The sequence below is a fragment of the Flavobacterium sp. J49 genome (assembly GCF_011742145.1).
Taxonomy (GTDB): Bacteria; Bacteroidota; Bacteroidia; order Flavobacteriales; family Flavobacteriaceae; genus Flavobacterium.
The window spans coordinates 199,989-212,445 of record NZ_JAAQQU010000105.1 but is presented as its reverse complement, the minus strand read 5'-3'; the positions used below and the strand labels follow the sequence as shown (position 1 = coordinate 212,445).

12 protein-coding genes and 1 tRNA gene are annotated in these 12,457 nt (G+C 37.3%); 9 read left to right on the top strand and 4 right to left on the bottom strand.

Annotation, left to right across the window (positions count from 1 at the left end):
• From HA632_RS11755 to HA632_RS11715, 9 genes are read left to right on the top strand one after another with little or no spacing between them, the layout of a single operon-like run.
• Complete coding sequence (locus HA632_RS11755) at nucleotides 1–717, top strand: VWA domain-containing protein (protein ID WP_176307389.1); 717 nt, start codon at nucleotides 1–3, stop codon at nucleotides 715–717.
• A 4-nt stretch (nucleotides 718–721) separates the two neighbouring features.
• Nucleotides 722–1,573 carry a PP2C family serine/threonine-protein phosphatase gene (locus tag HA632_RS11750; RefSeq protein ID WP_176307388.1) on the top strand — a complete coding sequence of 284 codons (852 nt, stop codon included), beginning with the start codon at nucleotides 722–724 and terminating at the stop codon, nucleotides 1,571–1,573.
• Nucleotides 1,566–2,978, top strand: a complete 1,413-nt coding sequence (locus HA632_RS11745; protein WP_176307387.1) for a hypothetical protein — start codon at nucleotides 1,566–1,568, stop codon at nucleotides 2,976–2,978. Before HA632_RS11750 ends, HA632_RS11745 begins: the two co-directional genes overlap by 8 nt.
• Nucleotides 2,947–4,809: a DUF4407 domain-containing protein gene (locus HA632_RS11740; protein ID WP_176307386.1), complete on the top strand. Its 1,863-nt coding sequence runs from the start codon at nucleotides 2,947–2,949 to the stop codon at nucleotides 4,807–4,809. The genes HA632_RS11745 and HA632_RS11740 overlap by 32 nt, the downstream gene beginning before the upstream one ends.
• Nucleotides 4,809–4,982, top strand: a complete 174-nt coding sequence (locus HA632_RS14075) for a DUF4236 domain-containing protein (protein ID WP_176307385.1) — start codon at nucleotides 4,809–4,811, stop codon at nucleotides 4,980–4,982. The genes HA632_RS11740 and HA632_RS14075 overlap by 1 nt, the downstream gene beginning before the upstream one ends.
• A gap of 8 nt (nucleotides 4,983–4,990) precedes the next feature.
• Nucleotides 4,991–5,293: a DUF6804 family protein gene (locus tag HA632_RS11730; protein WP_176307384.1), complete on the top strand. Its 303-nt coding sequence runs from the start codon at nucleotides 4,991–4,993 to the stop codon at nucleotides 5,291–5,293.
• Nucleotides 5,290–6,099 (top strand): endonuclease/exonuclease/phosphatase family protein, encoded by an 810-nt coding sequence (locus HA632_RS11725; protein WP_176307383.1) that lies wholly within the window; start codon nucleotides 5,290–5,292, stop codon nucleotides 6,097–6,099. Before HA632_RS11730 ends, HA632_RS11725 begins: the two co-directional genes overlap by 4 nt.
• Nucleotides 6,100–6,109: 10 nt before the next feature.
• Nucleotides 6,110–6,514: a hypothetical protein gene (locus HA632_RS11720; protein WP_217902852.1), complete on the top strand. Its 405-nt coding sequence runs from the start codon at nucleotides 6,110–6,112 to the stop codon at nucleotides 6,512–6,514.
• A gap of 35 nt (nucleotides 6,515–6,549) precedes the next feature.
• Nucleotides 6,550–6,762, top strand: a complete 213-nt coding sequence (locus HA632_RS11715; RefSeq protein WP_176307382.1) for a hypothetical protein — start codon at nucleotides 6,550–6,552, stop codon at nucleotides 6,760–6,762.
• A 249-nt stretch (nucleotides 6,763–7,011) separates the two neighbouring features.
• On the opposite strand, the gene HA632_RS11710 is transcribed toward HA632_RS11715, so the two are convergent.
• The 4 genes from HA632_RS11710 to ribB all read right to left on the bottom strand — a co-directional run bounded on the left by HA632_RS11710 (nucleotide 7,012) and on the right by ribB (nucleotide 12,068).
• On the bottom strand, nucleotides 7,012–7,413 hold the full coding sequence (locus HA632_RS11710; RefSeq protein WP_217902851.1) for a response regulator: 402 nt from the start codon (nucleotides 7,411–7,413) through the stop codon (nucleotides 7,012–7,014).
• Nucleotides 7,410–9,986: a PAS domain S-box protein gene (locus tag HA632_RS11705; RefSeq protein WP_176307381.1), complete on the bottom strand. Its 2,577-nt coding sequence runs from the start codon at nucleotides 9,984–9,986 to the stop codon at nucleotides 7,410–7,412. The genes HA632_RS11710 and HA632_RS11705 overlap by 4 nt, the downstream gene beginning before the upstream one ends.
• Before the next feature lie 690 nt (nucleotides 9,987–10,676).
• A tRNA-Ser gene (locus HA632_RS11700) sits at nucleotides 10,677–10,761 on the bottom strand.
• A gap of 170 nt (nucleotides 10,762–10,931) precedes the next feature.
• Nucleotides 10,932–12,068, bottom strand: a complete 1,137-nt coding sequence (gene ribB / locus HA632_RS11695) for a 3,4-dihydroxy-2-butanone-4-phosphate synthase (protein WP_176307380.1) — start codon at nucleotides 12,066–12,068, stop codon at nucleotides 10,932–10,934.
• Nucleotides 12,069–12,457: the final 389 nt, after the last annotated feature.

Sequence of the window (12,457 nt, the reverse complement as noted above, 5' to 3'; positions counted from 1 at the left end):
ATGACTCAAATTACACCATTTCAAGGAGAAACACCGGAGAATTTTGACACAAGATGTCTTTGTGTACTTGTATTAGATACCTCGTACTCAATGGAAGGAGGTCCTATTAACGAATTAAATAAAGGACTTCTAGGTTTTGGCGATTATCTAAAATCTAAAAATTCAACTAGATTTTCAGTTGAAGTTTCAATAATCACTTTCAATTCAACAATTGAATGTGTTCAAGAACCTGCCTTAGTTGATAACATGGATACTACTGACAAATTTCCTTTGAAAATAAAAGGCTCTACAAAATTGGTTGATGGAGTTAGAGCAGCAATAAAAATAGTTGAAGACAGGAAACAATGGTATAGAAACAATGGAATTGGATTTTTTAGACCTTGGATAGTTTTAATGACAGACGGCTACCCTGACCAAGGCCAAGACATTGATGGATTAGCAAATGAAATTAATATTGGTCATAAAGGAAAGCACTTTGCGTTTTTGCCAATGGGTGTAGAAGGATCAGACCAAAATATTATGAATAAAATTTCGACTCCTGAATTCCCACCACTACCAATAGATTGGCAAAAGTTTGATAATGTGTTCAAATGGTTAAGTAATAGTCTTGATAAAGTTAGTCAATCTACCGAAGGTGAAGTTGTGAAATTTGAAACTGTACAAGACTTCACAAGGACTGGTTGGGGCGGCGGAGACTTTACACAAACACCTATATAGTTATATGTATGGTAATTGGGTAATTGCTAAGGGAAGTTCAATTGGAGGAAGACATATTGAAGATAATTCACCTTGTCAAGATTCAAATGGTGTGTTTTTCAATCTAGAAATGGATTATGGTATAGCAATTGTTTCTGACGGAGCTGGCTCCGCTAGCCATTCAGATTTAGGTTCCAAAATCGTTGTTGATAAGGGTATCGAATTACTTAATGAGATATTTTCCAAAATTTCTTTTCAAGAATTAATTCAGAAAGAACAAATAGAAGTTGATAGCTTCTTTATTGAGTTTTATAAATTACTTTATAAAAAGTTTGAAGAATATTCTTTGGAAAATAATTTGTCAATCAAATCTTTAGCCGCTACATCTATAATTGTTGTGTTTAGTAAGTCAGGGCTGATTTGCAGTCATATTGGAGATGGTAGAGCAGGTTACCAAGATTTCGACAACAATTGGTATTCGGTTTTAGAACCCTTCAAAGGAGAAGAAGCTAATCAAACCATTTTTATTACCTCGGACATTTGGGAACAGCCCAATGAATTTATTAGAACAATAAAAGTTAACAACCAAATTCAGTCTTTCACTTTAATGTCGGACGGGTGTGAATCTGCTACTTTTGAGTTAAATCGTTTTAATGACGAAACCCAACTATACGAAAGATTAAACAATCCATACCCGAAATTTTTTAACCCCAATGTAGCAATTCTAAGAGAACTTGCTACAAGCGGTAAATCATCAGAAGAAATTGATGATTTATGGTTGAAATTTCTTCATAATGGTAACTCAAAATTTGAATCTGAAATAGATGACAAAACCTTAATTCTAGGAACTTTAATAATCAACGTAAGCAATGCCTAAGAACTTCACTTTACAGAATGGAGCAACTTTGTCTGTTGCCGACAATCCACTCGGTGAAGGTGGAGAAGGTGCAGTATATGAAATTTTAAGCCCTGCTAATTATCGAAATTCAGTTGCCAAAATATTATATCCTGACAAGAGAACAAATGAAAGGCGATATAAAGTAAGATATATGGTGGATAATCCACCTGCAAATATTCAAGATGGAAACGGTCATAATTTTCTTATTTGGCCTCAACAGATACTTTTAGACAATAACGATTTTGTTGGCTTCATAATGCCAAAAGCAGAAGGCATTGATTTAGAAGAATTATGCAGAGTAAAGCTAAAACCCGAATTAGGTTCAGAATGGCAAAAATTCTATAGAGACAATTCTGATTCAATGATTCTTCGGCTAATCTTGTGCAGCAACATTGCTAAAGCGGTAAATGCTCTACACGCCACAGGCCATTATGTTATTGGAGACTTGAAACCAGAAAATATAAGGGTAAAATCAAATGGTTTAGTTTCTATACTTGATTTAGATTCTTGTCAAATTTCAGATGGTGGTCAAATTCGTTTTCAATCAAAAATGAATACGCCAAAATACAATCCACCTGAAACCATAATTGAGCATAAAGAACTTTCGTGGGACTTATTTATTATTGGTGTCATATTTTATGAAATTCTTTGTGGTATTCACCCTTTCATTGGAACTACAAAAGCACCTTACGAAAATTTAAACACACCTGAACAAAAGATACAAGCAGGTTTATTTCCTTTTGGTTCTAAGTCTAATTATTTTGAAGTTATTGCAATTCCGCATTACAATTTCAAAAATCTGCCTGACCGTGTTCAAAAATTATTTTTACGCTGTTTTGACCAAGGAATAACAAATCCTGCAATAAGACCAAACACGACAGATTGGCTCAATAATTTAACAGCTAAACCAAAAATAGTTTACTTCAAAACTGACAGAGAAAATATAATTTCTGGCGTTGAAGTCACTTTAAGTTGGAAAGTAGAAGGAGCTGACGAGATAGTAATAAATGAAGGCATAGGCATAGTAAAAGAAAGTGACTCTATTACAGTAAAACCAAATTCAGAACGCAATTACAAAATTAGTGCAACAAACAAGTTTGGAATAGATGAACAACAAATTCACATTTCAACCTTCCCTACACCTGTTATCGAAACTTTAAAAATTCCAATGCCCGAATTTACGAGCAGAGTTAATTTGAATCCGATACAAATCAGTTCGCCAAAAATTGATGTTTCAATAAATTTCGACTCACTAATTAGTCCTAGACCAATTTACACGGAACAAAGTAATGAATTGAGAACATTGAAACCACAGCATAAACCCAAAAATGAATTAAATCTTTCGAGTATATATGAAAGCATTAGGAGAAAAATATCAAGATAATAATATGAGAAAGCCAAGCGGTTTGCAGAACTTCTTTATACTCTGTTCAGGAGCAGATAAGGAGATAATAAAGGATTGCCCAACGGAATGGAACAAATTTGCTGGAATTGGTGCAACCATTTTTTTAACGGCTTGTCTTGCTTTGCTTAGTGGTGCTTATGCTATGCATTTTGTTTTTGATAACAATATTGTATCAATACTTTTTGGTGTGTTTTGGGCGATAGTAATATTTAACCTTGACAGGTATATTGTTTTAAGTCTTAGGAAAGAAAAAATACCAACTCAAACAGACATAAAAAAAGAAACCGTCCCAAATAAAAAAGAAGAACTGAAATCGGAAAGAAACCGATTGTTTTGGAATCAAATTTATATGGCTTCTCCCCGTTTTATTATCGCCTTGATTATTGCCTTGACAGTTTCAAAACCAATTGAATTAAAAATGTTTGATAAAAGGATAAACAAAGAGTTAGATGCTATACAAAGAGCAGATATTGCTTCCTGCGAAACAGAATTTAATGACAAAATAGAAGAGCAAAACAAGAAGTTAACTGATATTCAGGCACAACAAGATAATGAGAAAGCAAACATATACTCTCAAAATCCAATCTATGTTGGTTTAATTGCAGAGATTCCAAATATCGATTCAAAAATCAGTTCCTTAGAAAAAGAAAAGGCTAATAACGATAAAGAAATTGCTAAAAATCAGTATCAAGACCAAAATGACCTTAGACCTGTTTATAAAACAGAGTTAATTGATGGTAAACCGACAAAAGTTCAAACAGGTTGGCAACCTAAGTGGAAATACAATCAAAAAGCAATTGATTTACAAAAGCGAAATGCAGATATTAATAAAGAATTAGCCCCTCTTAAATTAGATTTGACTAATAAAAACAATGATAAAGGTGAAATACAAAAGACCTTTATTGCTGAAGAAGCTAAAATCAATGCCAAATTTGATACGCTGCGTTCACCTATTTTTGCTGAAATATCAAGGCTTAATTCTGACAAACCAACATTTATAGCAAGATGTCAACAAACAGCACTTGCAAGTGCTGACTTGCCAGCAAGACTTGAAGCCCTCGGTAATATTTCTAAATTTAGTTTAAATCCTCAGAATATTAACTTTCTAGGAAACTCAATTTGGTGGGCAAGTTTGATAATTACTCTTTTATTCATTGTATTAGAAACTGCTCCTGTTGTGGTAAAACTTTTAACAAAGCGGGGGCCTTATGATGAAAAACTTGATGCTATTGAGTACCAAATTTACATTGATGAAAGTAAAAAGGTTGATATGCTTAATCGTGAAATAAATGAGTATATGCGACTCGCAAATGATGCAGCAAAATTAAGTGGTTCTATCAGGCTGGATGCAGAAAAAGATAAATTGGAAGTTGAACTTCGTAACAATAAAGAGCTATTAAATAAACTTGCAGATTATCAAAGAGACCTTGCCAATATTTATGCTGATGCTTGGTATCAAGAAGAAAAAGCAAAGGCATTAATGCAAGCTAAAGGAATGTATAATCAAGCAAACCCCACAAATACTGTAAACGACAAACCTAAAATTGAAGAATCATTTTGGAGACAAAAAGGCTCACCTGATAAAATAGAGTATTTTTTCAGAAACGGCTCTTTGACAGATAATGAATTATTGTACTTCGAAAATGAACAGTTGAATAAGGGTAAATGGAATTACAATTCAATGAAAGATGAAATTGAAATTGATTTACTTGGCAACAAAATAAACTATTCAATTTCAGAAATAACAAAAGACAAATTGAAATTGACGGATAAAATTAATAATGACATTTTAGAATTTGATAGAGTATAATGGCTTGGCGTTTTAGAAAATCAAAGAATATCGGTCCTTTCAGAGCTACAGTTTCCAAAAAAGGTGTTGGAACAAGTTTTGGGTTTTTAGGATTTCGTTTTGGAGTAAGTCCAGACGGTAGAAAGTATTGGAGTTTTGGTATTCCTGGTACTCGCTTATATTATTTAAAATAATATTAATTATGGATAATGTAATTAAAATAGTTCTAGCTATCTTATTATTTCTCTGCCTCGCAGACATGCCCTATGGCTATTTCCAATTCGTTCGATTAGCAGGACTAATCGGTTTTACAATTTTAGCTTATAGAGCCAATCAAGAGGGTAGAAAGACAGAAATGATAATTTATTGTGGACTTGCTTTATTGTTTCAACCGTTTTTCAAAATTGCACTTGGCAGAACATTATGGAATTTAGTAGATTTGATAGTTGGAATTAGTCTTTTAGTCTCTCTCTTTTTCAATAATAACTCAAAACAAACTAAATGATAATTAAAAAGAGTTTAATTCTATTATTTCTTTTCCTAACAGCCACCCTCACCGCCCAACCCAAAATCCTAACTTGGAACGTTGAAAACCTCGGCCAATCCAAATCTGACAGCGTCATTAACTACATTGCCAATACCGTCAAAGGTTATGATATAATCGCCTTGCAAGAGGTAGTTGCCGGATACGGCGGTGCTCAAGCTGTTGCCAAACTAGCCGACGAACTCAACAGAAAAGGTGCTAAGTGGGATTATGCTATTAGCGATCCAACAAGTAGCTCGGCCTACAAAACGGAGCGCTATGCTTTTCTTTGGAAAACCGCTAAAGTTAGATTAGTTAATAAACCTTGGTTGGAAAAAAAATTCAGTTTATTAATTGATCGTGAACCCTATTACGCCACGTTTGAATACCATAAAAAACAATTTACCCTAGCCAACTTCCACGCCATCACCAAAAGTAAGCAGCCCGAAACCGAAATCAAACATTTTAAAAATTTACCTGCTCAGTATCCTTCTCTGAATATTGTTTTTGTTGGAGATTTTAATTGTCCACAAACCCATACAGTTTTTAATCCCTTAAAGAAAATGGGATATAAACCGGCATTTGAAAACCAAAAGACATCATTAAAAAAAAGGTGTGATGATAACAATTGTCTCTCCAACGAATTTGACAATATATGGTACAACAGTAACAAGTTTTTAGTCAAGAATGCTAAGGCGATTTTATTCTATCAGGACTTTACTGATTTTAATAGTGCCAGAGAAGTTTCAGATCACATTCCGCTTGCCATTGAATTAGAATTAAAATAAAGTTTTCGTTATGAAAAGAACATTACTCCTTTCACTGCAGTTATTTACAATATTTAACCTGCTTTTCTTAAGTGCATGTCAGCAAAAAGAGCAAGCGCCACAGCAAAATTTTGTGCCGGCTAACGTCGGGGAATTAACAGAACAGGAATTAAAAAGAGTTCACAGAGACACCAGCTATAAATATGAATACAGAACCGGAAGCAGCGGTGATTATGGCTATAATTATGATGTGTCAGGTGATGATATTGACGGAAACAATGTTACCGGTAATGTAAGCATGGAAGACAAATACGGAACCGGAACAATTACCAAATCAGATGGGGAAGTGGTTGAGGTTGAGGTTGAATGGATTGGTTATGGCAAATTAAAAGCTACTGACCAAGAAGGAAACGAATACGAACTAACTGTTGATTAAAATTCCTATCTTTATAAAACTTTAAAAGTCGTCCAATGAAAAAAGCAGTCTTACTTTTGGTTTTTATAACCTTAACCTCGTTTGTGGATACTGCTGATAATGTCTACATCTGTAATAGCAAAGGAGCCAAGAAATACCATCTCAAAGAATTTTGCCGAGGATTAAGCGCTTGCAAGCATGAAGTTATCAAAGTCACTTTGAAAGAAGCTAAAGAAAAAGGATTGGATTTGTGTGGTTGGGAAGATTAATTACAGACAAAAAAGAAAACAAATCAGGTTCATATTGTATAGTATTACTGTTCATAAAGCATGTCTTGTGTTGTAAATAGGCATATCCCCGGGATAGTAAAGAGACTAAGTTTTCTACAACTGCAATCATAATTCCCTTTTTTGGTAAACGGGCAGAAGTTTATCCAACACTTCCTAATACCATCAAAAATCTTTCTCAACACATTAATTCTCCCAATCCCACCGGCCGTGATATTTTTGACTTCCTTATCAGATTGACTCGCCAAATATCTTCTTCACAATCATTTTGTTCAAAGGCTTTTCAATAAAATCTAAAATGAGCGGATTACCCTTGGCCCGATTAATGTCTGCCGCGTCTATAGAGGACGAAAGCATATAAATCTCGAATAGCTTCTTAAGGCTTTTATCAAGCGCATTGAATTTTTCAACAAACTCCCAACCGCTCATCGTTGGCATATTGATGTCTAAAATAATCGTTATCTTTTTGTCTTCAGTGTTTTGAAATTGGGTCTCAATGTGTTCCAAGGCCAATTCCGGAACCATGAATACAGTCACCTCTGCGGCTTCAAATGATTTCTTTAAAGCCATTTCGGTTAAAAAGTTATTTTGACGGTCATCGTCTACGACCAGAAATTGTTTCACTGCTGTCATCCTTGTGGTTGTTTTTCAAATTCGATAGTAAATGTAGTACCATGGTTGGGTTTGCTGGCCACACTGATTTTTCCGCCTATGGCTTCCACTTGTGTTTTTACCATAAAAAGCCCCAAACCTTTGCCCTCTGTATGGGAGTGAAATCGTTTGTACAACCCGAATATCTTTCCGCCATTTATTTGTAAGTCAATACCCAAGCCGTTGTCTTGGAAAAGAAGGGTTATTTTGTGGCCTTCTTTTTTGCTTTTTATACGGATAATCGGGCGCACATTGGGTTTGCTGTATTTGATACTGTTACTGATTAGATTGTAAAAAATGCTGTGCATATAGCCTTTTAGCGTAATGACTTTATCGACTTCCGAAAAGTCTGCCTTAAGCGCTACTTGGTGCTTCTTCATGATGTGTTCAATACTATTGGCCACATCATCTACTAATTTTGATAACGAAATCAATTCTCTTTTCTCATACGTGTCGCCTTTTATAGCCAGTATGCCGTTGATATCTTTGATGATGGTGTCTAATCCGCTAACGGAAGCGGCCAGGCCATTGACCAATTGTTTTTGCTCCTCGGGCGTATTGTCTTCGTCTTGCAGGCTATCGGCATAGCCAATGATGTTGGCGGTTGGTGCCCGTAAATTATGAGATATGATATAAGTAAACTGCTCCAAATCGAGATTGCGTTGGATTAAGTCATTGGACAACTTCTCGCGCTCTTGCTCGGCTATCTTTCTTTCGGTTATATCTTGAAGTATCCCAAAATGACGAATGGGTTTGTTGTTTTTGTCAAAATCAAATTTCCACTCTGTATAAACATACCTGATGGCACCGTCTTTCTTTTTGATTCGGGCATTGAAAGAGTTGGCTTCAAATGAGGTGCTGGTTTTATCGAGTATTTCTTTGATGTTATCGCGATCTTCTGGATGTATCAGCAACAAAAAAGCCTTAGCCGAGGGCTGCATCTCTTCGGGGCTGAATCCACACAAGTTATAAAATTCGTCAGACCAGTTGTGCGTACCGCTTAACAAGCATACTTCCCAGTTGCTAATGTGTGCTAAGGCCTGTGCTTCTTTTAATCGGGCTTCACTTTGCTTTAGGTTTTCCTCTGCCAATTTGCGTACAGAAATATCGGTATGCGAAACCACAATCATGGGAACATCACTTTTAAATTTGATAGCCCGCATGCCAAACCACCTTGATTCCTCCGGCGAGTTGCAAGGGTATTCCAGGTAAAAATCGTTATCCTTATCTTCTAAAATGGCAATCATGCCTTGTAAAACTTTATCGGCTAAGTCATTTCCGGCTTGGGCCGACATACGACAGACGTCAAAATAGTTGATGCCCTCCGCGGTGTTTTGAAGATTAGGGTCGCCATTCTCTTTGCCGAAATTTTTCCAAGACTCGTTTACGGCTACTATGGCTCCGGTGTTTTCTATAACGGCAATGTTGGAGCTCAGGGAGTCGAGTATTCCGCGGTTGAAAGCCTCTTTTTTTATGAGTTGCTTTTCTATGGCTTTCTTTTCGGTAATATCGCGAAAGTTCGACAACAAGGCATTGATGTCTGCTTTTTCCAAAAGGTTGGTGATGGTGGTTTCGCACCAAATCCACTTGCCTCTTTTGTGCTTTATCCGAATTTGAGTGTAAAAGGATTCACCCGGTGATTCCAACAGTTGGGTTCTTTTTTTTAAAAAATCGGGGAGGTCATCGGGGTGGATAAAATCATTCACTATTGCTTTGGGCACCTCTTCGGTGTCATAGCCAAACAGTTTGGTAACGTTGCTGCTGGCATATAACAATTTGCCTTCTCTTGAAGAAAGCGTTATCATATCGGCACTGTTTTCTATCAAGGCCCGGAATCTTTTTTCGTTTTTTAAAATGAGGTTTTCCACCATTTTGTGCCTTTTTTGTTTTTCAAAAAGACCCAGGGCAAAGGAAATATCGCGGGCTACTTCGGTTACCAACTTCACATCTTCCTCGTCAAAAAAATCAGGTTCGGTAGCATACAGATTAAAGGTGCCGAATATTTTTGCGGTTTTCCGTATGGGGAGTACAATTAGCGAGCGTATTCCTTGTTTGGCGGCATACGGCTTCCAATTTTCTGATGCCAAATTATGCGCTACATCATTGCAAAGGTAAGGTTGACCGGTTTGCAGTACTTGATCCTGTGCGCCATTGAATTGATAGGGAACTCTCGCAAAGAGGGTGAGGTCTTTTTTAGGAATGCCTTCAGAACTCAGGAGGGTAATTTTTTTGCGTCGGGTGTCAAAACGGCCAATCCAGGCTATTTTAAACTGTCCAAATTCAAGCGCAATTTGGCACGCATTCCTAAACAATGTCTTGGCATCTTTTGATTGCACAATGGCCTGATTGATTTGACTGATAAAAGCATATTGCGCAGTACGTCGGATTACTTTTTGTTCTAATGACCGGTTCAGCCGCCGGATTTCAGCTTCTGTTTCTTTTTGTTGTTGGTTGGCCAAGAGAAGGCTTTGTAAGCAGCTGTCCTTTTCCTCGTTTTGCAGAATAAGTTCCTGTATTACAATAGATAAGGATTTGGAAGTAGTTTCTTTATCCATTTTGTAAAAGGTATTTATTTACCATAGGGTGTTTAATCCGATGGATAAATGAGGTTAAATCAAATTATTTGGGGTAATTCAAAAGTAAGGGTGTTTTAGGGTAAGGGTGTTGTATAATAAAAGATATAAGTTACATATTTACTACATCTTATCGTTCCCGTCACCCTGAATGTTTTGAATGTAGTTTAAAATGTATCGAAGGGTAGAACAGACGGCCTCTTAATAACAAAACGTCCTCTTTACGTCACTTCGAGTGGTTTTTAAAGTTAAAAGCGCCAGCTTTTGAGTTTAAAAATTGTATCGAGAAGTCTTGTTCGCATAACAGTTCTCGATACATTTTTTTATTCCGTTATCACTCCATAAAAAACACTCGAACTGACGGCTATGTGCTGCGGTAGGAAGTTCTGTTAAAACCACTCGAACTGACGACCTCTTGATAACAAAACGTCCTCTTTACGTCACTTCGAGTGATTTTTAAAGTTAAAAGCGCCAGCTTTTGAGTTTAAAAATTGTATCGACCCGAGGCTTTAGCCGAACTGAGCAAAGCAAAACCAAAGGCTGTTTCACAGCCTTGTTTTTTTATTTCGTAAAAGCACTCACACGAGCGAAGCGACTGCCGAAGGAAAAGTAAATTTTTGGTACTTTTAGGAAATAAAAAAACCGATTAGTTTCCTAATCGGTTTTCCTTTGCGGAGAAAGAGGGATTCGAACCCCCGGACCTGTTACAGTCAACAGTTTTCAAGACTGCCGCAATCGACCACTCTGCCATTTCTCCAATAAGTCGGTGCCTACTTGCGTAATGCGGTTGCAAATATAACAACCTTTTTCATTTTGCAAAAAGATTTAAGGTAAAAAATACACTTATTTTTTTGCATTAAAGCTATCCCATTCACTAACTGTCATTTAGTCCTTAAAATAACTTCTTCTCACTTCGTACTTCGTACTTTAATATGGAACATACTCCGTAATCTCCAATCCATATCCAATCATCCCCACACGCTTGGTTTGGGTAGTGTTTGAGATTAATCGAATCTTCGCTATGTCAATATCGTGTAGTATTTGGGCACCAATACCAAAGTCTTTGATGTCCATTTTAATTTGCGGGGCTTTTAAGATTCCTTCCGCTTGCAGTTGTTTGAGTTCTGTTAACCTATTCAACAAATCCGAAGAGTCTTTCTCCGGGTTTACAAATAGGATAGCGCCTTTGCCTTCTTGGATGATGCGGTTAAACACATCGTCCAGCTTTTTATCCATACAATCGGTTAAACTGTTTAGGATGTCGTTATTGGCTTGGGTCGAAATGATACGCGTTAAGATAGGTTCGCCGGTATTCCAACTGCCTTTGGTGAGGGCCAAGTGCACTTGTTTGTTGGTCGTTTGCAGGTAAGCTCTCAAACGGAACGAACCAAAGCGGGTTTCTATGTCAAAGTCTTCTTTCTTTACAATCAGACTGTCGTGTTGCATGCGGTAGGCCACCAAGTCTTCTATGGAAACCAATTTCAAATCAAATCGTTTTGCCACTTCTACCAATTCTGGTAAACGCGCCATGGTACCGTCTTCGTTCATAATCTCCACAATCACCCCAGCCGATTTAAAGCCGGCCAGTCTGGCAAAGTCGATAGCGGCTTCGGTATGACCGGTTCTTCTCAAAACACCGCCTTGCTTAGCCGTTAAAGGGAAAATGTGTCCCGGACGCGCTAAATCATACGGTTTGGTGTCTTCATTCACTAGGGCCAAGATGGTTTTCGCCCTGTCGGCTGCCGAGATACCGGTGGTAACGCCATGGCCTTTTAAATCGACCGAAACGGTAAACGCCGTTTCCATGTGGTCGGTGTTGTTTTTTACCATCGAGTGCAGTTCCAATTCGTTGCAACGACGCTCGGTAAGCGGCGCACAAATCAGTCCTCGGCCGTGGGTGGCCATAAAGTTAATCATCTCAGGCGTTACCTTTTCGGCGGCGGCCAAGAAATCGCCTTCATTCTCACGGTCTTCATCATCTACTACGATAATGACTTTGCCTTGGCGAATGTCTTCAATGGCTTCTTCTATAGTGTTGAGTTGTATTTTAGTGGTGGTGTCCATTAGACCGTTGTGTTAGTTGCTGTAATAAGTTGTTTGACTAAAATCCTGTTGTAAACAAAGAACAGGAAGTAAAAAGGAAACCCTGCTGCCAATAATACCAAAAGTGGGATATCCGCTTTTCTGTCAGCTTTTGCGGCCAAAGCAGTTAAGGCTTGTTGGGTTTTATAGAGGCTAAAGAACAACGCAATAGCCAATACTGCGGCAAGGAGTTTTAAAACTAAAGTATCGGGTTTCCCCAAAAAGAAAACGCCAATCAAAAGTAAATTGCTCAATAACCCCACCAAGCTAAACAAGTGGTATTGTTCTGCAATGGTGTGCGCCGGACGAGTATCGGTGGCTAATGCTTGTTGGTCAACCACGGTTTTGGAAGTGCTGTCTCCCGGCAATGT

What these genes read in the sequence shown, in the direction of transcription:
- HA632_RS11755 (WP_176307389.1), top strand. Translation starts at nt 1, where the DNA reads ATGACTCAAATTACACCATTTCAAGGAGAAACACCGGAGAATTTTGAC.
- HA632_RS11750 (WP_176307388.1), top strand. Translation starts at nt 722, where the DNA reads ATGTATGGTAATTGGGTAATTGCTAAGGGAAGTTCAATTGGAGGAAGA.
- HA632_RS11745 (WP_176307387.1), top strand. Translation starts at nt 1,566, where the DNA reads ATGCCTAAGAACTTCACTTTACAGAATGGAGCAACTTTGTCTGTTGCC.
- HA632_RS11740 (WP_176307386.1), top strand. Translation starts at nt 2,947, where the DNA reads ATGAAAGCATTAGGAGAAAAATATCAAGATAATAATATGAGAAAGCCA.
- HA632_RS14075 (WP_176307385.1), top strand. Translation starts at nt 4,809, where the DNA reads ATGGCTTGGCGTTTTAGAAAATCAAAGAATATCGGTCCTTTCAGAGCT.
- HA632_RS11730 (WP_176307384.1), top strand. Translation starts at nt 4,991, where the DNA reads ATGGATAATGTAATTAAAATAGTTCTAGCTATCTTATTATTTCTCTGC.
- HA632_RS11725 (WP_176307383.1), top strand. Translation starts at nt 5,290, where the DNA reads ATGATAATTAAAAAGAGTTTAATTCTATTATTTCTTTTCCTAACAGCC.
- HA632_RS11720 (WP_217902852.1), top strand. Translation starts at nt 6,110, where the DNA reads ATGAAAAGAACATTACTCCTTTCACTGCAGTTATTTACAATATTTAAC.
- HA632_RS11715 (WP_176307382.1), top strand. Translation starts at nt 6,550, where the DNA reads ATGAAAAAAGCAGTCTTACTTTTGGTTTTTATAACCTTAACCTCGTTT.
- HA632_RS11710 (WP_217902851.1), bottom strand. Translation starts at nt 7,413, where the DNA reads ATGACAGCAGTGAAACAATTTCTGGTCGTAGACGATGACCGTCAAAAT.
- HA632_RS11705 (WP_176307381.1), bottom strand. Translation starts at nt 9,986, where the DNA reads ATGGATAAAGAAACTACTTCCAAATCCTTATCTATTGTAATACAGGAA.
- ribB (WP_176307380.1), bottom strand. Translation starts at nt 12,068, where the DNA reads ATGGACACCACCACTAAAATACAACTCAACACTATAGAAGAAGCCATT.